The 21,182-nt window shown below is 57.8% G+C and carries 19 protein-coding genes; 9 read left to right on the forward strand and 10 right to left on the reverse strand.

All coding sequences use genetic code 11. The features are described from left to right. Positions 1-211 precede the first annotated feature (211 nt). The 4 genes from JFT63_RS08165 to JFT63_RS08180 all read right to left on the reverse strand — a co-directional run bounded on the left by JFT63_RS08165 (position 212) and on the right by JFT63_RS08180 (position 7,534). Entirely contained in the window at positions 212-4,297 is a 4,086-nt protein-coding gene (locus JFT63_RS08165) for a dermonecrotic toxin domain-containing protein (RefSeq protein ID WP_198843751.1), read from the reverse strand. A 135-nt stretch (positions 4,298-4,432) separates the two neighbouring features. Then, on the reverse strand, positions 4,433-5,251 hold the full coding sequence (locus JFT63_RS08170; RefSeq protein ID WP_198843752.1) for a M23 family metallopeptidase: 819 nt from the start codon (positions 5,249-5,251) through the stop codon (positions 4,433-4,435). A gap of 3 nt (positions 5,252-5,254) precedes the next feature. Next, positions 5,255-6,634: an exodeoxyribonuclease VII large subunit gene (gene xseA, locus JFT63_RS08175; RefSeq protein ID WP_057703908.1), complete on the reverse strand. Its 1,380-nt coding sequence runs from the start codon at positions 6,632-6,634 to the stop codon at positions 5,255-5,257. Between the two features lie 9 nt (positions 6,635-6,643). Then, on the reverse strand, positions 6,644-7,534 hold the full coding sequence (locus JFT63_RS08180) for a LysR family transcriptional regulator (RefSeq protein ID WP_198843753.1): 891 nt from the start codon (positions 7,532-7,534) through the stop codon (positions 6,644-6,646). Positions 7,535-7,633: 99 nt separating this feature from the next. Between JFT63_RS08180 and JFT63_RS08185 the strand changes: the two genes are divergently transcribed. From JFT63_RS08185 to JFT63_RS08220, 8 genes are all read left to right on the forward strand, one after another. Beyond that, complete coding sequence (locus JFT63_RS08185) at positions 7,634-8,401, forward strand: sulfite exporter TauE/SafE family protein (RefSeq protein WP_198843754.1); 768 nt, start codon at positions 7,634-7,636, stop codon at positions 8,399-8,401. Positions 8,402-8,538: 137 nt separating this feature from the next. Next, entirely contained in the window at positions 8,539-9,087 is a 549-nt protein-coding gene (locus tag JFT63_RS08190) for a sugar ABC transporter ATPase (RefSeq protein ID WP_198843755.1), read from the forward strand. Between the two features lie 104 nt (positions 9,088-9,191). Then, complete coding sequence (guaB, locus tag JFT63_RS08195; RefSeq protein ID WP_034128014.1) at positions 9,192-10,661, forward strand: IMP dehydrogenase; 1,470 nt, start codon at positions 9,192-9,194, stop codon at positions 10,659-10,661. A gap of 81 nt (positions 10,662-10,742) precedes the next feature. Then, a complete protein-coding gene (gene guaA, locus JFT63_RS08200; RefSeq protein ID WP_005791155.1) occupies positions 10,743-12,320 on the forward strand; it encodes a glutamine-hydrolyzing GMP synthase in 1,578 nt (525 codons plus the stop codon). Between the two features lie 307 nt (positions 12,321-12,627). Beyond that, positions 12,628-13,836 (forward strand): tyrosine-type recombinase/integrase, encoded by a 1,209-nt coding sequence (locus tag JFT63_RS08205; protein WP_045338558.1) that lies wholly within the window; start codon positions 12,628-12,630, stop codon positions 13,834-13,836. Positions 13,837-14,137: 301 nt separating this feature from the next. Beyond that, positions 14,138-14,359 carry a helix-turn-helix transcriptional regulator gene (locus tag JFT63_RS08210; protein ID WP_045338559.1) on the forward strand — a complete coding sequence of 74 codons (222 nt, stop codon included), beginning with the start codon at positions 14,138-14,140 and terminating at the stop codon, positions 14,357-14,359. Positions 14,360-14,362: 3 nt separating this feature from the next. Continuing rightward, positions 14,363-15,241, forward strand: coding sequence for a helicase RepA family protein (locus JFT63_RS08215; RefSeq protein ID WP_045338561.1), 879 nt, complete (start codon positions 14,363-14,365; stop codon positions 15,239-15,241). 205 nt (positions 15,242-15,446) lie between these two features. Next, positions 15,447-15,971, forward strand: coding sequence for a hypothetical protein (locus JFT63_RS08220; RefSeq protein ID WP_233097083.1), 525 nt, complete (start codon positions 15,447-15,449; stop codon positions 15,969-15,971). 477 nt (positions 15,972-16,448) lie between these two features. On the opposite strand, the gene JFT63_RS08225 is transcribed toward JFT63_RS08220, so the two are convergent. The 6 genes from JFT63_RS08225 to JFT63_RS08250 form a co-directional block, all read right to left on the reverse strand. Beyond that, on the reverse strand, positions 16,449-16,769 hold the full coding sequence (locus JFT63_RS08225; RefSeq protein ID WP_045338563.1) for a hypothetical protein: 321 nt from the start codon (positions 16,767-16,769) through the stop codon (positions 16,449-16,451). 2 nt (positions 16,770-16,771) lie between these two features. Then, complete coding sequence (trbL, locus tag JFT63_RS08230; RefSeq protein WP_054907373.1) at positions 16,772-18,391, reverse strand: P-type conjugative transfer protein TrbL; 1,620 nt, start codon at positions 18,389-18,391, stop codon at positions 16,772-16,774. Positions 18,392-18,393: 2 nt separating this feature from the next. Next, on the reverse strand, positions 18,394-18,582 hold the full coding sequence (locus JFT63_RS08235; protein WP_045338566.1) for a hypothetical protein: 189 nt from the start codon (positions 18,580-18,582) through the stop codon (positions 18,394-18,396). A 2-nt stretch (positions 18,583-18,584) separates the two neighbouring features. Then, complete coding sequence (gene trbJ, locus JFT63_RS08240; protein WP_045338568.1) at positions 18,585-19,379, reverse strand: P-type conjugative transfer protein TrbJ; 795 nt, start codon at positions 19,377-19,379, stop codon at positions 18,585-18,587. Positions 19,380-19,648: 269 nt separating this feature from the next. After that, entirely contained in the window at positions 19,649-19,873 is a 225-nt protein-coding gene (locus JFT63_RS29535) for a hypothetical protein (RefSeq protein ID WP_233102256.1), read from the reverse strand. 2 nt (positions 19,874-19,875) lie between these two features. Continuing rightward, positions 19,876-20,085 (reverse strand): TraC family protein, encoded by a 210-nt coding sequence (locus tag JFT63_RS08250; protein ID WP_045338571.1) that lies wholly within the window; start codon positions 20,083-20,085, stop codon positions 19,876-19,878. 489 nt (positions 20,086-20,574) lie between these two features. Here JFT63_RS08250 and JFT63_RS08255 point away from each other — a divergent pair, with 489 nt between their 5' ends. Next, complete coding sequence (locus JFT63_RS08255; protein ID WP_045338574.1) at positions 20,575-20,931, forward strand: plasmid mobilization protein; 357 nt, start codon at positions 20,575-20,577, stop codon at positions 20,929-20,931. The last annotated feature ends 251 nt before the right edge of the window (positions 20,932-21,182 follow it).

Consider the following 21,182-nt stretch of genomic DNA (forward strand, 5'->3'; position numbering starts at 1 on the left):
CTTGGGCAGGAGAGAACATAGAGTGAGTCTCACAGGTTTTAAATTTCCACTGGTCAGGTCGTGCTCATTACGCTCCGTGTAAGTTATGAGATAGGTGAGTGCTGGATGTCGGATGGTTCCTGGCGAAATTGTAAGAGGTGCGCAACAACCTGCTCCAAAGTCGTGTTCGGCGAGGCGCGCTGCTCGTGTCAGCGCGCCGTTATCAGGTCGTTCAAAGCGTTTTAAGGTAGGGGTCAACGTTTTGGTGGACTTGGTAGTCTCCCACCGTTGCATCGGCGGCGAACCGTTTTTCAGGCGCCGGACGCGGGCCGGTATGCTTGACGGCGACACTGCTGGCGCCGGGCGTTGCGTCGTATACACCCACGCTGATGGCCCCGGTTTGTTCGGCAATGCCGGGCACGCCCTGGGTGGTGTTCATATGCCTTCTACCCACCACGGCGATCCACTTTTCCCCTGGCGGGGTGCGCTGAATAACCTTGCTGGCGAAGTAGTTGAACTCTCGCAACCGGTCAGTGGTATGCCGAAGGTTGGCAACGTCATCGTCATAGGGGCGAGTTGAGTGCATCGTCAGATGTTCATGTTCGATACCTACGATTTTGATGCCGTGTTGCTGCGCGGCGACCAGCACATCCTCGCGCGTAGGCACCTCGGGTTTATAAATACGATTGCCGGGCTGCGGGGGTATGCGTGAAATTTCATCGGCTGTGTAACCTGTAAACCCATTCCATTCAGCGCCTTCCAGATAAAGGGTTGTGACACCTTCATCTGCATAAGCCTGCATGTTCTTGATCAGCATGACGTTGGTAGCAATCTGATTGTGCATCTCTCCAAATACAATGCCGTTTGAGGTGCTTAGCAGCTCACGCGCCAGTTCGCCCGGTGATGCGTTTGGCGTTATGGCAGGCATGTTCGGACGAGGTGTAGGCGCTAAGGCCTGATTGGCATAGCTTTCATTCGCCCCTTCTCTGAACCAGCGTGTCGCAAAGCGTCTGTTAACGCCTGCAGCGGTTATATCGAGGCCTCCCGAGAGCAAATAATCGGTGTAACTCATCGGCCACTCATGCAATTGCCTGCGTTCTCTGCCGCGCCTGCCGCCGGGCAGTTGGTTGATGCGCCATTCCCCGTTGCCTGCCGATTGCAGGGAGGCCACTGTCCTGGTGCTTCTAGATGCCGTCGCCGGCGCATTGGGATCAATGATATTGACCTGTCCACTGCGAGCGTGAAATGCCGAGTCGATCTGATAAACCCTGTTCGTACCGGTACTGTCGGTAAAGCGTACGTACCAGTTATCTCCCACATTGTAAGTGCCGTCGGGGCGCAAGGGGCGGCCGCTGATAACCTCATTGGGCACGGTGTAGGCGCTCAGGTCGCGGTTTGGAGTGGCAGCGTTGGTCGAGGGGCGCGTGGCGACGGTGGTTACGCCGCTGCTGGAGGCGCTCGCTGATGATGGCGCGCGCGCCGTTGTCGACGATCTGAAAACGGGGCGTAGTGGCGCGGCACGCACACCCTTGATACCTGCTGTAGTCAGTGCGAAATCAACATAGATCGTCTGTGCCAGGCCGGGTTTGCTTATGAGCTTGGGCAAAAGTTTACGGTTGGCGCGCAAAGCAACCAAGGCGGCTTTACTCAGATGAGCACCGGTTCTCGCGGCCTTGCCGACGCCTGGCAAAAAATCCAGAAACAACATGCCCACTTCGGCGCCAAACGTGACTTTATTGATGAACGATTGCCTGGCCACTTCCGCGCTGCTGACGGATTGATGGTCTGCCTTGTCGACTATCATCTGAACGTTTTGCTGATACAGATGATCCTGAACATTACCTTGTATGGGTTTGAGTACCGAGCCACCGAACGCGACCTTTATCTCTTTGACCGCTATATCCAGGACTTTGTCAGGCGCCATGGCAGTTAATGGATTGTTGGAGATATCCCTGATGGCCTCGTCGCGTTTAGCCACATCATCTTTATTGACCGGTGATTTTCTGTCCGCGATATAGGCTTTCCATTCGTCTTGTTTCAGTAAGGCGTCCATTGCTTTCTGGTCCGCTACTTCGCGAAACGCGATGCCGTCGGGCGCCTTGGGTGTGTACAGCACCAATGATGAATCGACGTTGTTGCCAATCACCATCACCCCATGAATCGGTTGCCCATAGTCGAGCAGGGCATTGGCGATAATGCTGTGGCCATCGACTTTGGGGCGGTCGGCGGGGTCGGGGTGGTCCAGAATTGCCGCAACCCATTGCGCTGCACGTTTGCTGCGCTTGTCTTCGGCGGCCTGCTCTTTATAGGCCGTAGGGCTCAGTTGCGCGAGAAACGCCTCTTTGTCCATGGCATCACTGAGGTTGGATTTCCATGCCTCGCGCAGGTCCGAAGGGGCATCAGGTGCCAGTTCTTTTTTTAGCAGCTTGTCGTATTGGCCTCCCACATCCGCAGTGTTGATCAAGGCTTTAAGCTGTTCATCATTGAGTATGATCGGCTTGCCTTTGCTATCGGTAATCGGATTGCCCTTTGGGTCAACCAACGGCAGGGTCATTGTGAGGGTGGTTTTTTTCTGGACACTTCTGGGCAAAAAGCCGGTGGGGTTTTTCAGCGCCAGATCGGTCAGTGAAAGATGTTTTTGTTCTGACGAGGTAGTGATGCGTTTACCCAGTATTGAGAGGGTCAGGTCGACAACCACCAAGTCGGTCGAGTTGTCCTGGGTTGTGGTTTCGTCTACCTGTACCTTTAGTTGATCGGCATCAATCTGCGCAGTCGGATACAGCTGCTTGATCGCCTCGTTCATCCTGTCGCGGGCGAAGTCTGAAAGAGAGGGGATTTTTTGAAGCCGTGGAAGTAGCGCGTCAGTACTTTTTTTCTCCGCCTGTTCCAGGTTGAGAAAGATGGCTTCTTGAGCCGGGGTCAGATTTTTCAACCACTCTGGTTGTTGTTTCTCGATCAGCCTGGCGTGGTAGGCCAGCAGTGCATGGCTGCTATCCAGTTGGTACGACCAGTCAGCGGCGTCGTCAATGGCTTGGATTGACGTCGGGTCTGTCAGTGGGTTACTTGGCGTAGTGGCCGTCAGTGTCTCGGTGAGCTGCTTATTGATTTCCTCTTGCTGGCGCTTGAGCATCCACGGGATACCCTCTGCCATAACATCTGCGGTCACGGGCTCGACGCGCAGGGTCAGGTCATCTCCCGAAGGCTGCTCCGCCCGGTTTTGCAGCGCCAGCGGCAGCGTTTGCAGCAACAACTCGGCGTCCGCCCCACCGTGATCAAGACGCTTGGCCACTGCTTCGCGGGCTTGGGCGGGCGTGGCGAATTCCTCGAACCCTTCCCCGGGGGTATACAGAACCACCGGCCCGTGGCTGTCGTCGAGGGCCAGGGACCGACCTTTAGGCCATGTGGGTTCAGTCGCGAAGGAACCGTCTGTTTGGGTGATGAGGAAGGCGCCCGCCAACAGTGCCCCACGTTCAGTGCCGTCATCCACGGTGAGCGGGTACACCCCAGGGCGTGCACCGTCAGCAAAGGCACTTTCCCGTTCGACCAGGGTGGGGTATTGCAGCGCTGTGTCGATCAGCTGCTTGCTCGCCGGGCTCAAGGTGCCATCGTTGGCGCGAGCGGCGGCCAGTGTTGCCAGCTGCCGCTTGTGCAGGGCCAATAGCTCGTTCTGTGGCGTGGTTCGCACCTGGGGGTTTTGCGGGCTTTGACGAGGTGTGGTCCAGAACGTCTGTTGCGCTGTCGCGTATTGGATGATGCGCTGGGCAAGCGTGTGCAATGAGTGTGCTGAGTTGACCAGAGTGGGTGGCACACCGGCGCTGCCCTGGGTGAAAAAGCCCGTGTGGACGTTGTTGTCTTCGCCTGCTTTTCCCCCGGGGTTACGTAACTGCTCCTGGATGTCTTTATTCAGTGCATCAAGAAGGGGTTCTACGGACAGCGTTTTTAGACTGCCATCGTTTTGCTTGTGCCAACGCTTGAAGGTGAGGTCGGCGGCATTAAGGTGGGGGTGGTCAGGAAACAGTGTGGCCAGTTGTTGCTGCACAAAGGTCTTGAAGTTCGGTTGCTCTTTGTAGAGCTGCTGTATCGAACGGGTAGCTTCGTTGTGTTGTTCTATGAGGCTGATAGTGCCTGAGGGGGGGACTGTGGCAGGTGGCGTCCTTGGCGAGTCGGGTAAAGGCAGATCGGCGGGTGCGTAGGTCGAAGGCGCTGCGCGGGGGCCGGTCTGGCTTTTTTCTTGCGGGGGAGGTGTTTCGGCGGGAGGGGCAAAGGCGTGATGTTGATCCAATGGGCGTTGGACTGTAGAGCTGGCTGGCGCAAACATAAAACAACCTCATCACTTAATCGAAATGTTGTCGTTACGGTCCTTGTAAGTCGCCAGTTAAGTGAGAGGGAACGGTGGGTTGGTTCCGGTTGCAAATGTAGCGATATGTCCGGCGCTCAGGGCATTGGACGGTGCTCAGGGTTGAAAGGCGCCGATAAAGATTGCCGGGTCTACCCGCGCATCGTTCAAGCTGACATTCCAGTGCATATGCGGCCCGGTCGCACGGCCCGTCGAGCCGACTTTGCCCACGACTGCGCCGCGCACCAACTGCTGGCCCACCTTCACGTCGATCTTCGACATATGGCAGAACATGCTGATAAAGCCTTGGCCATGGTCAACGAACACGGTGTTGCCGTTGAAGAAGTAATTACCAACCAGAATCACCTTGCCGTTCGCGGGCGTCTTGATCGGTGTACCGGCCGGCACGGCGAAATCCAGGCCCGAATGGGGGTTGCGCTCTTCGCCGTTGAAGAAGCGCCGCACGCCGAACTTGCTCGACAACGGGCCGTTCACCGGTTTATCCAGCACCAGGTTGCTCGGCAGGTTGGGGCTGAAACTGCGGTAAGCCTTGAGCTGCACCGCCAACTCGCCCTCGATGCGCTTGAGCTGGGCCGGGTCAGGGTTGACCTGGCTTTTGTTCTTCAGCGTGATGCGCTGTTCCGGGTACTTCTTGTAACCGACAATAAACGGCAAATTACGCCCGCCGCTGCTGATGCGCTCGTTACCAGGCTTGACCGTCAACGGGATGCCGACGATCGCCAGCCAGTTGTCCTGCTCTTTGACCACCAGCACCGGTTTGCCTTGGTAAGTGGCTTTGGGCGCCGTTGCGGACAGCCCCAGTTCGACCACGGCCACACCGCCGGGTACCGGTTTGTTCAAGGTGCGGGTGATATAGCTGTCCGCGTAGGCATTCATGGACAGGCACAGCAGTAACAAAGTCAGTAGACGTGGCATCAATCAATCCAGTAGCGAAAGGGTGACGGGGGTCAGGTGATTGTCTTCCACCCGCACTTGCAGTTGGCCTTCACCCAGGCGCGCGGTCAGGCGCTGGCCGGTGTGGGTTTGTGCGGCATTGCGAATCGCCTGGCCGCGCTCGTCCAAGAGGATGCTGTAGCCACGGCCCAGGGTCGCCAGCGGGCTGACCACCTGCAACGTCTGCACCTGGCTTTGCAGTTGCAGGCGTCGTGCCTTCAGGCCCTCGCGCATGGCACGGGGCAGGCGTTCGGCGAGGCTGTCCAGGCGCTGGCGCAGCAGCGCCAATTGGCGACCGGGATGCTGGCCGGCCAGGCGCGTTTCCAGGCGGATCAGGCGCTCACGGCGGGTATTGAGGCTGCGCTCGAAGGCGCGACGCATCCGCATGTCCAGGTCATCCAGGCGCTGGGCCTGTTGGCGCAATCGCTCGCCCGGGTGACGCAGGCGCCGGGCCATGCCTTCAAGGCGCAGGCGGCTGTGGCTCAGGCGGTTGCGCATCAGCATCACCAGGCGCCGATGCAGGTTGTCTACCTGGCGCACCAGATGGCTGGCGTCCGGTGCCAGCAGTTCGGCGGCGGCGGAGGGCGTCGGGGCGCGCACGTCCGCCACGAAGTCGCTGATCGACACATCGGTTTCATGGCCGACGGCGCTGACGATGGGCGTGACGCAGGCGTCCACCGCTCGCGCCACGGCTTCTTCGTTGAAGCACCAGAGATCTTCCAGTGAGCCGCCGCCACGGGCCAGGATCAGCGCATCGAAGCCGCGTGCATCCGCGAGTTTAAGCGCCCGCACGATCTGCGGGATCGCCTCGCGGCCCTGCACGGCGGTCGGGATCAGGGTCAGTTCAATGTTCGGCGCTCGGCGGCGGAACACACTGATGATGTCGCGAATCACCGCGCCGGTCGGCGAACTGATGATGCCGACACGCCGAGGGTGCGCGGGCAGCGGCACCTTGCGCTCGGCGCTGAACAGGCCCTCGGCGCTGAGCTTCTCTTTCAATGCATCGAAGGCCAGGCGCAGCGCGCCATCGCCGGCAGGTTCCACGGTATCGAGGATCAACTGGTAGTCGCCACGCCCCTCGAACAACGAAACCTTGCCACGCACTTTCACCGCCAGGCCGTCCTTCAACGCCTGGCGTACGCGCGCAGCGTTGTTACGAAACAGCGCACAACGCACCTGAGCCCCGCTGTCCTTGAGGGTGAAATACACATGGCCGGAAGCCGGGCGGGCAAGGTTGGAGATCTCGCCTTCAACCCAGATATTGGTGAACACGTCTTCCAGCAACACCCGCGCGCGGCCGTTGAGTTGGCTGACAGTCAGGACTTCGCGGTCCAGGCCCAGTCGGGCAAAAGGATCTTTAATCATGGCGGCAGTTTATAGGCATTCGTGCAGGGTTTGACAGAATTGCTCCACCAACGGGCTTGGCGCTTGCGCACAGGCCAGGGCCACGGTGCTGTGGCAGTCCGGGTCGGCCAGGGGCAAAAAGTGCAGGTTGGCGGGGGCGATGTCCTGCATGGATTTTGGTAACAAGGCAATACCGAAACCGGCCTGGATCAATTGCAACTGTGTGGTCTTGCGCGACATCACCCGCGCGGCCTTGGGGAAAAATCCTGCACGCATGCACAATTCGGCCGACAGATAACTCAGCCCGCCACGTTGAGGGTGGGGAATCGAGATAAACGCCTGGTCCTGGAGCTGCGCCAACTCCACCGGTGCGTCGCTGCGTGCCAATGGATGATTCGGCGGCACCGCCAGCACCAACGGCTCCGTGTACAACGGCAGCACACGCACGCCGTCGCGCTGGCGCAGCACGGGCAAGCGCAGCAGGCCGACGTCCAGGCGACCCTCGGCGATGTCCTCCAACTGGGCTTCGGAGGAGAGCTTGGCGATATCCACCGACACGCCCGGGCAGCGCTCCAGCCAGGTGCTGATGCCGTGCAATAACGCGCCGCTCATCGGCACGGTGCTCGAGTGACTCAGGCGCAGCGTGCCAAGCTGGCCATTGCCCACTTGGGTCGCCACTTCGCTGGCCTTGAGCAACTCACTCAGCAAATTGCGCGCCCGTGGATAGAACGCTTCACCGGCAGCTGTGAGCCGCGGTTGGCGTGCGGTGCGTTCGAACAATGAGGTTTGCAGCTGGTTTTCCAGTTCCTTGATCTGCCGGCTCAAGGCCGACTGCGCCACAAACAGGCGTTCGGCGGCGGCGCTGAAGCTGCCGCTGTCGGCGATTTCGACGAAGTAACGCAGTTGCCGCATGGAGATCACAAGTCATGCCTTTTTGAGATGAGTGGCCAACTTTGAAGATATTAGTCGCAACAGTCAGCAATGGCTAAAGTGAAGGCCATGTCCAACAAGGAATAATCCATGAGCCTGGTTGAGTTGATGAGTCAGTGGTCGTTCGGGGCTGTGGATTGGCTGGTGATCGGCCTGGGTGTGGTGCTGGCCTATGTGGTGTTTGGCATTGCCGGGTTCGGGACGGCCTTGGTCGCCGGGCCGATCCTGATCGTGTTTATGCCGCTGTCGAAGATTATCCCGCTGTTGGTGCTGCTGGATTTTGTCGCGGCGTTTGGCGGGCTGCTGCAAACGCGACGGGATGTGAGCAGGCCGGAGTTGCTGCGATTGCTGCCCTGCATGGCCATCGGCTGCACCCTGGGCGTGGTGTTTTTGCTCAACCTGCATTCGGACCTGTTGCTGCTGTTGATGGGGCTGTTTATCAGTGCCTATGCGATTTACAGCCTGGCGGTGAAAGTACGGCCGATTCAGCTGGCGGCTGGCTGGTCGATTCCCATGGGCACCGTTGGCGGTCTGTTTGGGGCGCTATTCGGCAGTGGCGGCTTTTTATATGCCATCTATCTTAATAGCCGATTATCCAAGGACGCGGCGCGGGCCACGCAAAGCGCGCTGATCAGTTGCAGCACGGTCGTGCGTTTGAGTCTGTTCCTGATTGCCGGGGTGTATGCAGATTTGCCGTTGTTGCTGTTGGCGGTTTGCCTGTTGCCGGCGATGTCCCTGGGGCTTTGGTGTGGGCGCAGGCTGACGATGCGGCTGTCCCGTGAGGCGTTCGTGCGGTTGGTGACCTGGTTGGTATTGGCCAGTGGTATTGCGTTGATCGGGCGGTATGTGAGTACTTGACCTGATTTTTTCAGGGATTAAGCTGCCGTCCTCCCGGGCGTCATCGCGGGCAAGCCCGGCTCCCACATTGGAATGCGATCAACTGTGGGAGCCGGGCTTGCCCGCGATGGCGCCAATAGCCACACCGCAGGACTCCCATGAACTCCCAAAGCATCCTTGTCCCGAAAATCTCCACCTTGCCCGTCCACGAACCCCGCGCCCGGGCGATTGTGCGTTGGCTGGTGCGCAAGAACATCATCAAGGAAGAACTCACCACCTGTGGGCGTACCGGCAACCGCATGGGCTACGCCCTGGCCGATGGTGCCCGCGCCGTGGTGCTGCACCCCGAGGCGCTGCCGTTCAACGAGCCGGTCAATGGCCTGGAGATCATCTACAAGCGCTGCATCTATACGCCGGCCAAGGGGTTCCTTGAAGAAGCCGGCTGCCCGGAATGTCTCAAAGAGGTCGGCGAGGCGCTGTTCGAAAGCCTGGAAGACTGGATGCCTGGCCACACCGATAACTTCACCTGCCCGCTGTGTGGGCATGAAGACGACATCAACGGCTTTCTATTCCTGCAGGAATGCGCCTTTTCCAACCTGGGCTTCATTTTCAACAACTGGGCGGAGGCGGGTTTCAAGCAGAGCTTTATCGACGAGTTTGCCGATTGGTTGGACCAGAAGGTGAGCTGGGTCAAAGTCGAGCTTTAAACCATCTATCACTATTACCAAGTTTGTCAGAGTTTTACATTGAGCCCGGCAGGGTGCATGTATATAATGGCGCGCTTCCATTTTCCCGCTCGGGAGCCCCCGCGATGCTGCGTATCAGCCAAGAAGCTCTGACATTCGACGACATTCTCCTAGTGCCCGGTTATTCCGAGGTGCTTCCTAACGAAGTCAGTCTCAAGACCCGCCTAACCCGTGGCATCGAGCTGAATATTCCCCTGGTTTCCGCTGCCATGGACACCGTCACCGAAGCCCGTCTGGCCATTGCCATGGCTCAGGAAGGCGGCATCGGCATCATCCACAAGAACATGACCATCGAGCAGCAAGCTGCCGAAGTGCGCAAGGTCAAGCGTTACGAAGCCGGTGTGGTGAAAGATCCGATCACCATCGAAGCTGACGCCACCGTGCGTGATCTGTTCGAACTCACTCGCATGCACAACATCTCCGGCGTCCCGGTGCTGCACGATGGCGACCTGGTCGGCATCGTCACTTCCCGTGACGTGCGTTTCGAGAACCGCCTTGAAGTGACCGTCCGCGAAGTGATGACGCCTAAAGAGCGCCTCGTCACCGTCAAGGAAGGTGCCGACAAGAACGATGTGCGCGAACTGCTGCACAAGCACCGCATCGAGCGCGTGCTGATCGTCGACGACAAATTCGCCCTCAAAGGCATGATGACCGTCAACGACATCGAAAAAGCCAAGGCTTACCCGCTGGCCAGCAAGGATGACCAAGGTCGTCTGCGCGTTGGCGCTGCGGTCGGTACCGGTAAAGACACGGGCGACCGCGTTTCGGCGCTGGTTGCTGCCGGTGTTGACGTGGTGGTGGTTGACACCGCTCACGGCCACTCCAAAGGCGTGATCGACCGCGTGCGTTGGGTCAAGCAGAACTTCCCAGAAGTGCAGGTGATCGGCGGCAACATCGCCACTGGCGCTGCCGCCAAGGCCCTGGCCGAAGCCGGCGCCGATGCGGTCAAGGTCGGTATCGGCCCTGGTTCTATCTGCACCACGCGTATCGTTGCCGGTGTGGGCGTGCCGCAGATCAGCGCCATCGCCAACGTCGCCGCTGCCCTTGAAGGCACCGGCGTACCGTTGATCGCCGACGGCGGCATCCGTTTCTCCGGTGACCTGTCCAAGGCCATTGTAGCCGGTGCCTCCTGCGTGATGATGGGCTCGATGTTTGCCGGTACCGAAGAGGCGCCAGGCGAGATCGAACTGTTCCAGGGCCGTTCGTACAAGGCTTACCGTGGCATGGGTTCGCTGGGCGCCATGTCCCAGGCGCAAGGCTCTTCCGACCGTTACTTCCAGGACTCTTCGGCAGGCGCCGAGAAGCTCGTACCGGAAGGCATCGAAGGCCGTGTGCCGTACAAAGGCACCCTGAGCGCGATCATCCACCAACTGATGGGCGGCCTGCGTTCCTCGATGGGTTACACCGGCAGCGCCAACATCGAAGAAATGCGCACCAAGCCAGAGTTCGTGCGGATCACCGGCGCCGGCATGGCTGAATCCCATGTCCACGACGTGCAGATCACCAAGGAAGCGCCAAACTACCGTGTAGGTTGAGCCTTCCAGCAAAACGTTAAGTAACCGGGGCTGTTCTTTCAGCCCCGAGTTGTTTCTGATTCATTAGACGAGACTGACTTCATGGCCCTCGACATTCACGCCCATCGCATCCTGATCCTCGATTTCGGTTCCCAGTACACCCAACTGATCGCCCGCCGCGTGCGTGAAATCGGCGTGTACTGCGAACTGCACCCGTTCGACATGGACGACGCAGCGATTCGCGAATTCGCCCCTAAAGGCGTCATCCTCGCCGGTGGCCCCGAGTCCGTACACGAAGCCAACAGCCCGCGCTGCCCGCAAGCGGTATTCGACCTGGGCGTGCCGGTGTTCGGCATCTGCTACGGCATGCAGACCATGGCCGAGCAACTGGGCGGCAAGGTTGAAGGTTCCGAGCTGCGTGAATTCGGTTATGCCCGTGTCGACGTGGTCGGCAAGAGCCGCCTGCTGGATGGCATCGAAGACCACATCGACGCCGACGGCCTGTTCGGCCTCGACGTGTGGATGAGCCACGGTGACAAGGTCACCAAAATGCCGGAAGACTTCCACATCCTGGCCAGCACCCCGAGCTGCCCGATCGCCGGCATGTTCAGCGACGAGCGTCGTTACTACGGTGTGCAGTTCCACCCGGAAGTGACCCACACCAAGCAAGGCGGGCGCATCCTGTCGCGCTTCATCCTCGACATCTGCGAGTGTGAAGCCCTGTGGACCCCGTCGAAAATCGCTGAAGACGCCATCGCTCAAGTGCGCGCCCAGGTCGGTACCGACAACGTGTTGCTCGGCCTGTCCGGCGGCGTGGACTCCTCGGTTGTGGCTGCCTTGCTGCACAAGGCCATCGGCGACCAGTTGACCTGCGTGTTTGTCGACAACGGCCTGCTGCGCCTGCACGAAGGTGAGCAAGTGATGGCCATGTTCGCCGAGAACATGGGCGTCAAGGTGATCCGCGCCAACGCTGAGGAGCAGTTCCTCAACAACCTGGCCGGCGAGTCCGACCCGGAGAAGAAACGCAAGATCATCGGCCGCACCTTCATCGACGTGTTCGATGCCCAGTCCAACAAACTGGACAACATCAAATACCTCGCCCAGGGCACCATCTACCCCGACGTGATCGAGTCGGCCGGCGCCAAGAGCGGCAAGGCCCACGTGATCAAGTCCCACCACAACGTGGGTGGCCTGCCTGAGGAAATGAACCTCAAGCTGGTAGAACCGCTGCGCGAACTGTTCAAGGACGAAGTCCGCCGTCTGGGCCTGGAACTGGGCCTGCCGTACGACATGGTCTACCGCCACCCATTCCCGGGCCCGGGCCTGGGCGTGCGCATCCTGGGTGAAGTGAAGAAGGAATACGCCGACCTGCTGCGTCGCGCCGACCACATCTTCATCGAAGAACTGCGCAAGGCCGACTGGTACCACAAGGTCAGCCAGGCGTTCGTGGTGTTCCAGCCGGTGAAATCGGTTGGCGTTGTAGGCGATGGTCGTCGTTACGCATGGGTTGTTGCACTGCGTGCCGTAGAAACGATCGACTTCATGACAGCGCGTTGGGCACACCTGCCTTACGAACTGCTGGAGACGGTCAGCGGCCGTATCATCAATGAAATCGAAGGCATTTCGCGCGTGACGTATGACGTGTCGAGCAAGCCGCCGGCGACGATTGAGTGGGAATGATCCCGCGTCCGGCATAGACCGGTAGCAAGTGGCATGAAACACCCCTGAAGCCCGCGTAATTGCGGGCTTTTGCGTTTTCGGCTCCGCACTATCTGGCAAGTTTTCGCATCGCCAAGCACCCCTTTTTTATGGCATGGTAGATGGTACGACCTGACCCTGATGCCATGTTCGGCGCTTGATACCATGTTGCTCCTAACCAGATGGGCATGGTATTGAGTTGCGTTAAGGTATTGATCCGTAAGGGTTTTATGGGATCAATACGATGCAGGCTGAGCATGGTATTTTTTAGAGGAAACCCGTCCTGACCATGCTGACCGATACCAAGCTGCGTAACATCAAGCCGAAAGACAAGCTCTACAAAGTGAACGACCGTGACGGTCTCTATGTAGCCATCACCCCGGCGGGGTCGATTTCATTCCGCTACAACTACTCGATCCACGGTAGGCAGGAGACCATCACCTTCGGCCGTTACGGTGTAGGGGGCATCACCCTAGCGGAAGCCCGGGAACGGCTCGGCGAGGCAAAAAAGATGATCGCCGCTGGGAAGTCACCAGCCAAAGAGAAGGCCAGAGAAAAGGGCCGCGTCAGGGATGCGGAGACGTTCGGGGTTTGGGCTGAAAAATGGCTGCGTGGGTACCAAATGGCTGATTCCACCCGCGATATGCGACGCTCGGTTTTCGAACGAGAGCTAAAGCCGAAATTTGGCAACCAGAAACTCGCTGAAATTACGCATGAGGACCTGCGAGCGCTGACTGACAGCATCGTTGAGCGAGGTGCTCCGGCAACAGCAGTTCACTCGCGAGAGATTGTGATGCAGGTCTTTCGATGGGCAATCGAACGTGGTCAGAAGGTTGAGAACCCGGCTGATCTGGTGCGGCCTACCAGCATCGCAAAATTCGAGCCGCGCGACCGGGCCTTGACTCCTGATGAAATCGCCTTGATGTATCAGTACATGGAACGCATTGGTACCGCTTCTTCGGTGCGTGTTGCGGCTAAGTTGCTGTTGCTAACCATGGTTCGCAAAAGTGAACTGACCAATGCGACTTGGAGCGAAATCAATTTCAGCGAAGCAGTCTGGACAGTTCCCAAAGAGCGGATGAAGCGCCGTAATCCGCATTTGGTGTTCCTGTCCAGGCAAGCGCTTGATATTTTCATTGCCTTGAAAACCTTTGCGGGTGGCTCGGAATATGTTCTTCCATCGCGCTATGACTCTGACTTACCGATGAGCAGTGCCACTCTCAATCAAGTGCTAACGCTGACCTATCGCCTCGCTCAGAAAGAGGGGCAGTCGCTAGGCAAGTTCGGGCCGCACGACTTGCGACGGACTGCCAGCACATTGTTACATGAGGCTGGCTATAACACCGATTGGATCGAGAAGTGCCTCGCACACGAACAGAAGGGTGTGCGAGCGGTTTACAACAAGGCCGAATATCGAGATCAGCGTCGGGCGATGCTGCAGGATTGGGCGGACATGATCGACGAATGGACGCTTAGGAGACCGCGCTCCGAGGGCTGATACCGAGCTTCATGGACTACAGAGCACATGGCGCCCGTTCGTTTGTGGCGAAACGCCCACTTCGGTGGGCTTTTTTTTGTCCCGAAACGCACGTTTTAGGGACACTTTTTTCTCTGAATTTCGTTTAAAAAAACCACCGATAAAACAAGAGATTGGGTGATTATCCCCGTCCCGAAACTGGACGTTTGACGGACGCTCAAGTGATTGATTTGTATGGGAAAATTGTCTAAAAATGCTGGAAAATACCAGAAATGTGGGGCAATAATCGAACCTCGAATGATCACGAAACGAGGTATTCGGTGTGGAGAAAGAATCGAGAAAAGTCCTGATCAGCAAGAAACAGTTGCTGGCAATGATCCCGTTGTGCGAACGCACGATCTACAACTTTGAAAAGCAGGGAAAATTCCCTCGCCGTATTGCTCTCAGCAGCCGTAAGGTCGTGTGGGATTTGGGGGAAGTCGAGGAATGGATTGATGCGTGCAAGGGGGCCGGTCCGGCTCCCCGGCCCGGAATGGGGGCCTGAATTGTGGCGATTGACTTACGGGCTGCGTTCGAGAACGAGCCGCCCACTCTAGACTTCATTTGGCCGGGCTTTCTTGCTGGGACAGTAGGGGCCTTGGTAGCTCCCGGAGCCACAGGGAAGAGCTTCTGGGCGCTGGAAGCGGCAATGGCTATCGCATGCAGCGTTGCCGGCGGTGATCTTGTTGGGCTTTCCCCCGCATGCGCTGGCCGTGTGGTCTATTTCGCTGGGGAAGACCCGGAAGTTGCATTGGTGCGCCGCATCCATGCCATAGGCCAGCACTTGAATCAGCAGGCACGCGAGGCCATTGCGAAGAACCTCATCCTTGAGTCGATCATGGGTAAACGGCTGAACGTCATGGATGACCGGCATCTTGTCCGTATCACCGAGTTTTGCGAGGGTGCCCGGTTGATCGTGCTGGATACTCTAAGCCGAGTTCACGACCGAGACGAGAACAGCAACGGCGACATGTCGCGGCTTATCGCCACGCTTGAGCACGTCGCTACCAATACCGGGGCATCAGTCCTGTACCTGCATCATGTCAGCAAGGGCAGCGCCCGCGAGGGTCAAGCCGATCAGCAGCAGGCAGCACGAGGTGCGTCCGCTCTGATCGACAACGCCCGCTGGTGCGGCTTCGTCGCCAAGATGACTGAGGAGCAGGCCAAAACTCTCAGCGACCGCAGCTATGATCGGCAACCCATCGGTAATGACCGAAGAGGTTTCTTCGTTCGTTTTGGTGTTAGCAAACAGAACTACGATGCCACTCCGCTCGATCAATGGTACAAGCGCCACGACGGTGGCGTGCTTGTGCCGGTGGAATTGGAGGCGGTGAAGAGGGAACGCGCTTTGCACGTCGTAAGTGGGAATGACGATGAGCGGTGGTAACGCCGTAGTCCCCACCAGTACTACCGCACTGGCCCGATTGAGGATTTATCAGCCTAGCCAGCGCCCACAGCATCGCCAAGGCGATTGGCTAGATACATCATTTGGGCGTTGTCGCGTGTTAGGTAGACTAGGCCAGAGACACGCCGATACTGTTGAAGCAGTCTTGTATTGCGCAGAACGGCAACGCCCTGTCTCAGATGGCGGTGTGGAACTTCTGGTAGATCCCGCTCAAGTGAGAAAAACAATTTCCGACAGCCGCTATAGCTTCACACAGATTGAGAAATTGTTTGTGGAACTGCGCGCTGCAACGATTACGATTGAAACACCCCAATTTGATTTTCCGATAATTGGCGGATTGATCGACCACGTTATTCCTTCGTCCAAGACACGACCCGATCCCCTAACTGGGGGGCAGCGTAATTTATGGCGTGTTCGCCTTGGTGTCGCACTGGTGATGCTGCTAGAGCATGACTTGAGTTTGTTCTACGACCCGGCCCCAATTGCTCGCCTTCAGCATGGCATCAGCCAAGCGGTAGCGCGGCACGTCTTGAGCCACAAAGTAGAGCCGACAGGCGGTTGGTACCTAGACACCGTTATTGTGGCGGTTGCCGGACAAGCCTCAAGTCAAGACATGCGCAATGCGAGACGTAGGCTCAAAGAGGAAGCTGAAGATTTACGGAAAATTGGGCTTGTGCTCGATGGTGATCGCATTAAGAAAAGCGGTGCTTAAAACACCTAAAGCGTGCCACACCCGCCCGATGGCGTGTCACACCCGCCCGGTAGCGTGTCACACCCGCCCGAAACGTGCCACATCCGCCCGGAGTTAGCAGGATATTCAGGATATTCAGTCCTGCGCGGCACAGCCCGCGCTTTAGGCGCGGTCCGGCCTTGCCGGTCGGCCTACGGCCGTTGGACACCAAAAAGGAAGAGCTAGGGGCCGTCCGATCTCTTTGGACTCGCCAGAACGCCGCAGGAGCCGTCAAAAACGCTTTTTGGGCGTGCGGTGATTGCTAGGGTGCGCAAGGCCCCATAATCGCTCAGAACGCAGCGCAGGGCATCACAGGGCGTGTGACGGACGGAGTTGAGACAAGTTCGTGCGTATTACTAATAGCGGAGCCCCGTGTGGTTGTTCGTCGCAGCCAAGAGTAGCCCCATATGAAGAGCAAAACCCCGCACTAAGGCGGGGTTGTGTGGGTCCGGTCAGCGATCACTGCTTGCCGGGACTCTCTTGCTTCTGTGCTTCCTGCGCGGCCTGGATGGCCATCAACGCCTGCTGATTCAGGGCTGCGTTATTCTTGCTGCCCAGCAAAGGTAGGCGATTGATAGCCTGTGCTCCGGCAAACATGCGATAGGATGCCGACAAGGCGAGCGGGCTTACTCGAAGCTGCAAAGCCGTGTACTGGCGATCCAACCTATCGAGCTGCGGCCCGTAGCCCTTGCTACGCAGCCATCGACCGAGCGTCCACATGCAGATGGCTAGCGTCGATGCGATTACTACGAATCCAGCGAACATCAGTATGTCCTTCATGGTTATTTCTCCGACGTGTCGTTGTTTGAGGCCGTGCCGGGCACGTTGAGCGAGGCTAGGCGACTTGTAGCGGGGCTTTCGTCCGAGGATGGACGGATGACGTTAGATTCCGTTTGTGCAGCTTCCACGGTTGTTTCCGCGCCATTGGTTGGAACGGGCGAGCTGGCACCGTCGGGAACAGGCGGCGAAGATCCTGCACCAAGAGATAGAGAGTGCGCATTCTCCATGCCTGGCACTGCCATCGAGGTCATCACACCGATCGCTTTTGCGCTAGCGTTGGCCGCTTGGGAAAAGCCGTTGCCAGAACCAACGACTCCCCCTTTTGGTGCCCCTTGCTGGTCTTTGTCGTCGTTGCCCTGCGCCGCTCTCCCGGCCTGCTTGGTCGCCTGCTGGACACCACTGCTAGGCTGCTGCGGAGCCGTGCCCGGTGATTGAGGGGCGGCGCTGCCGCCTACGCGGGCACCGGCCGACGACGCGCCTTGTGCGGCCGCGTGGCCGCCCGTGCTCGCGCCGAGGCCAGCGGCCGCACCGCCGTGAGCCGCCGCCGCTGCGGGCGCACCACCACCGGCAAAACTGGAATTGATCGCAGAAGCCAGACCGCCGCCGCCAATCCCACCTGCACCCGCTACACCGGCCCCAGCAGCGCCGCCAGTACCGGCAGCGCCAAGAGCACCGGCAGCAGCCGGAGCGGCCGCCCCGGCCGTGGCGATGGTGGCAGCCGCCGCAGCTGCCCCGGCTGCCCCGGCCACCGCCATCCCGCCGATGGCCGAGCCACCACCCATGGACGTGCCGCTAATCATGCCGCCGATCAGGTCAGGAATAGTCTTGGTCAGATAGCAGCACACCAAGGCCAAGCCGACCATCGTCATCAATGACGCTTCATCATTGGTGTAGGCCGCTAACCACTGCTTAGCCGACTGTACAACCAGGCCGACAATCAGAGTCAATACAAATAGCTTTGCACCAATCGCGACGGTGAAACGCATTGGCGCAATTGCAAATTCCCGCGTCCATTGCGAGCCACCAAAGCCCAAGAACAGCACGGATGCGTTGATGATTACGTAGGCCTCTACGAGCGTGACAAACATGAATGCAGCGATGAATGCGAAACACGCCAACACAAGAATTGCGCATACAGCGATCAGAAGTCCCTTGGCTGGAGAAAATACTGAAATGCCCTCTACCATTGTGCGGCCAAAATCCAGCGCAACTGCAAGCATATCGCCGGGTTCTAATGCACGCCCGAGCCCGCTCGCTGATGCCGCTGCATCGCGGAAACTATCGACGATGGCCGTTGACCACTCCACTGAGTACTTCATGACTGCAAGGAAGAAACCGATCACCAGCACGAAGCGCAGCAGCTCGCCGACAATCTCGCCGAAGTCGGCTTGCTTCATTACCAGAGGCATGAACGTCCAAATAAACTGTATCGAGGCCAGCAGCCAGAACAGTCTGATCGCATAGTCATACAGCTTCGCTGACCACTGGTGCGACTGTTGCAAAACTAGGTCGAGTAGGCCCTGAACCGATGTATCGGCATGGGAAAGGTCGGTCGCGGCCACAGCATTTCCGGCCATGAACACACTCGCCAAGGCGAGAAACAACAAAAGACGACGATCCATAGCTAGTACCCCTTCACACCGCCGCGAGTGTTCGGGCGCGCCTCAAACGACGCATCTGCGTCACGCTTTTGCCGTTGTTGCTCAGCCATCGCAGTACATTCGATGTTGCTTTGAACCACCACGGTAACCATGTAACCGGTCAGTGCGGACCCGGCGCACATCAACGCGATTAGCCATTTCGAAATAGTCATTCTCAGTACTCCTTCACGCCGCCGCGTGTATTTTTCCGCGCTTCAAACTGCTGTTCAGTCGCTTCGCTAACGGCCTGCCGGTCGCCTTGCTGGGCCATGTAGTTGCCCTGCATGTTGATTTGAGTGGCCATCAGATCCCGCAGTTTTTGCAGTTGCTGGACGTTCTGCGAGGCGATTTCGTTGCCCGCCTGAATAGCTTGCATGCGGCCTACGGCTGACTGCGAACGGGCCACCATGCGAGCAAGCTGGGCGTCTTCAGGCTCGAACGTGCTGGTATTGAGATTTGCCGCTTCCATCGCCGTCTTCACGTTGTCGCGGCCCTGTTGCGACCACTTTTGATAGCGATCCTGCGCCGGGACCTCTGCCGAATTCGCTGCTTGATTCAGGTAGGAATCGAAGCCGGGGAAAGCCGTGTTGAACTGCGAATCCATGTTTTGGATTTGACGGCCCAAGGCCTGCGAACGGTTGTAGATGTTGACCACGCTTTTCAAGTCAGCCGCAATGCTGCCAAACATCGAATCGGGCAGGCCCGTGCCCTGCGTGACCATGTTTTGGTACTGCTGAATCTGCGTTTGCAGTTGCTCGGCAGTGTTCAGCGCCGTGTTGACCTGTTCGGCGTACTCGAACATCTGTTGATAGAACGTCGAGCAGTTAGAGCAGTAGATGGCGTAAGCCGGTGCAGGTGTGATGTAGAGGCCTACACCAAGGCCTGTGGTTGCCATTGCCACAGCTAGCGCCGCGCCTCGGCCAAATACCCGAGCGACATAAGCTGACGTTTTTCGCGATTCCATTTCCATGCCGAATACCTCACTTTGTCGTAATCTGAGGTCTGATTATTGTCCGATACGGGGTGGTTTTGAATATGCGGATAGATACTTATCCGCATAGATTTCAATGACTTGCGTCCGGAAACTGTCCGTCAATCATCCTTTGCAATGATGCCAACCATCTGACTTGTCTAGGGTTTTTCTTTCATGAGGAAGATTACTTAGCTGTCCGGTTTGATGCTTTTTGCGGACAAAAAAAAGCCCACCAAAGTGAGCTTTTGATAAGTATGTGCGCGGCGTCAGTGGGCCGCGTAATAAGGATTCTGAGCGCGATAAAGGTTACGTTCAGTCTCAGGGATGTGCAGCGTCTCTAGGTGCCACTCTTCGAGTGAAGAAGCTAGCTCGGCCGCAATGCGCTGGGCTTCCACAACGGGCTTACTAGATTGCCCGCTGGCTCGACCTAGGCAGGCTTGCAGTTCATTGAGTTGATTGGCCAAAGCGCTGATGCGGTGAGCTGTCTTCATGATCAATTCCTCTTGCTGATCCCTTCCACGATTCTATCGAATTCTTCCCGGATCTGATCGTCCGTAAGCTCAAGATTAACCAATCCTGATTTTATTGCAATTCTCCCGATTCTTTCTGCTGCTTCATTGTCGAGCTTTGCGAGCCTTGCCTTAGCCATCTCTAGCTCAGAAAGCGCGTCAGCTCGTCGCTCGGAAAGGGTTTTTCTAGCCAATTTTAGTGCTCCTTTTTTGGTGCCATTTCGGCCTTAACCTATTGTGCATCAGGGAGATTTTAGCGACCGCTGGAATTTCTGACCACATCAGGATTGGCATCGCTAAGAACGAAGCGCGGCCACGGCATGTTGGTCGCCACCCCTGTGCTTTCTCCGCCCTGTTTGATCCGTTCAGTTCAATTTCGTCGATTAAGTAAGTTCAAGGCAATTTTAGGAAATTCCTGCTTAGATTAATGCAACTCTAGGCAACTAAGGAAAAATTAACGAAATTCAAGGAAACTCAAGGCAACTTGCGTTACCAAAACGGCCATTAGCATTAAATTTCTTTGAGTTGCACTCAGACAGACGGCAAGATGTGTGTTGTGGGCCTACGCTGCTTCGCAGCTACGACCCCCACCACAGCCCCTTACTCGCCTGCGGCTCGACGGATCTTGCTCTGCGAGGCTCACCATCGCTGCCGCGACTGTTGAAAAGCTTGAGAGGTACAGCATGGAGAAAGAGCAAAAGCCCACCCCTCGACGGAAGCTGCCGCCGATCAAGGTATGGGTGTCGGAAGACGAGCGCGCAGAGATCGAGGACAAAGCTCGCCAGGCCAACATGTCGTTGTCCGCCTACCTGTTGGCGGTCGGTCGTAACAGCCCTATTCGATCCGTGGTTGACCTGCTAGCAGTTGCTGACTTGGCCAAGGTCAATGGCGACCTTGGCCGGGTGGCCGGACTACTGAAACTTTGGCTCGCGGAGAAGCGCGGACAAGGCGCAAGTCCAATGGATGTGGAAGCGATGATGAATGACTTTCGTAAATTGCAGAGCGAGGTGCTTTCCATCATGTCACGCGTCGTAAGATGACTGCTGTACGTGTCGTCTGACACAAAGCAAAGTTCAGCTTCGCACAGTCATGCCGTATCAATGCGGCCAATCGAGCGCCTGATGTTGGATTGATAGGTGGTTAGCCAACGCATCGAAGGTTCGTTCTGCGGCATGTTGCATGCATCGACGGAAGCATTGGTTGGCAGCACGCCCTATGTCGAGGCACGCAGTGCTGCGACCTCGATTCATCGGTGATGGAACTGATGAGGCGGGTGACGGCTGTGGTTAAG

Origin of the sequence: Pseudomonas sp. MF7453 (assembly GCF_016405455.1) — a bacterium.
GTDB lineage: Bacteria > Pseudomonadota > Gammaproteobacteria > Pseudomonadales > Pseudomonadaceae > Aquipseudomonas > Aquipseudomonas paralactis.

Bases quoted from the DNA above. Each gene is read 5' to 3' on its own strand.
- JFT63_RS08235 (WP_045338566.1), bottom strand. From the start codon at position 18,582: ATGACTATTTCGAAATGGCTAATCGCGTTGATGTGCGCCGGGTCCGCA.
- JFT63_RS08255 (WP_045338574.1), top strand. From the start codon at position 20,575: ATGGAGAAAGAGCAAAAGCCCACCCCTCGACGGAAGCTGCCGCCGATC.
- guaA (WP_005791155.1), top strand. From the start codon at position 10,743: ATGGCCCTCGACATTCACGCCCATCGCATCCTGATCCTCGATTTCGGT.
- JFT63_RS08170 (WP_198843752.1), bottom strand. From the start codon at position 5,251: ATGCCACGTCTACTGACTTTGTTACTGCTGTGCCTGTCCATGAATGCC.
- xseA (WP_057703908.1), bottom strand. From the start codon at position 6,634: ATGATTAAAGATCCTTTTGCCCGACTGGGCCTGGACCGCGAAGTCCTG.
- trbL (WP_054907373.1), bottom strand. From the start codon at position 18,391: ATGGATCGTCGTCTTTTGTTGTTTCTCGCCTTGGCGAGTGTGTTCATG.
- JFT63_RS29535 (WP_233102256.1), bottom strand. From the start codon at position 19,873: ATGAAGACAGCTCACCGCATCAGCGCTTTGGCCAATCAACTCAATGAA.
- JFT63_RS08185 (WP_198843754.1), top strand. From the start codon at position 7,634: ATGAGCCTGGTTGAGTTGATGAGTCAGTGGTCGTTCGGGGCTGTGGAT.
- JFT63_RS08190 (WP_198843755.1), top strand. From the start codon at position 8,539: ATGAACTCCCAAAGCATCCTTGTCCCGAAAATCTCCACCTTGCCCGTC.
- JFT63_RS08205 (WP_045338558.1), top strand. From the start codon at position 12,628: ATGCTGACCGATACCAAGCTGCGTAACATCAAGCCGAAAGACAAGCTC.
- JFT63_RS08225 (WP_045338563.1), bottom strand. From the start codon at position 16,769: ATGAAGGACATACTGATGTTCGCTGGATTCGTAGTAATCGCATCGACG.
- JFT63_RS08165 (WP_198843751.1), bottom strand. From the start codon at position 4,297: ATGTTTGCGCCAGCCAGCTCTACAGTCCAACGCCCATTGGATCAACAT.
- guaB (WP_034128014.1), top strand. From the start codon at position 9,192: ATGCTGCGTATCAGCCAAGAAGCTCTGACATTCGACGACATTCTCCTA.
- trbJ (WP_045338568.1), bottom strand. From the start codon at position 19,379: ATGGAAATGGAATCGCGAAAAACGTCAGCTTATGTCGCTCGGGTATTT.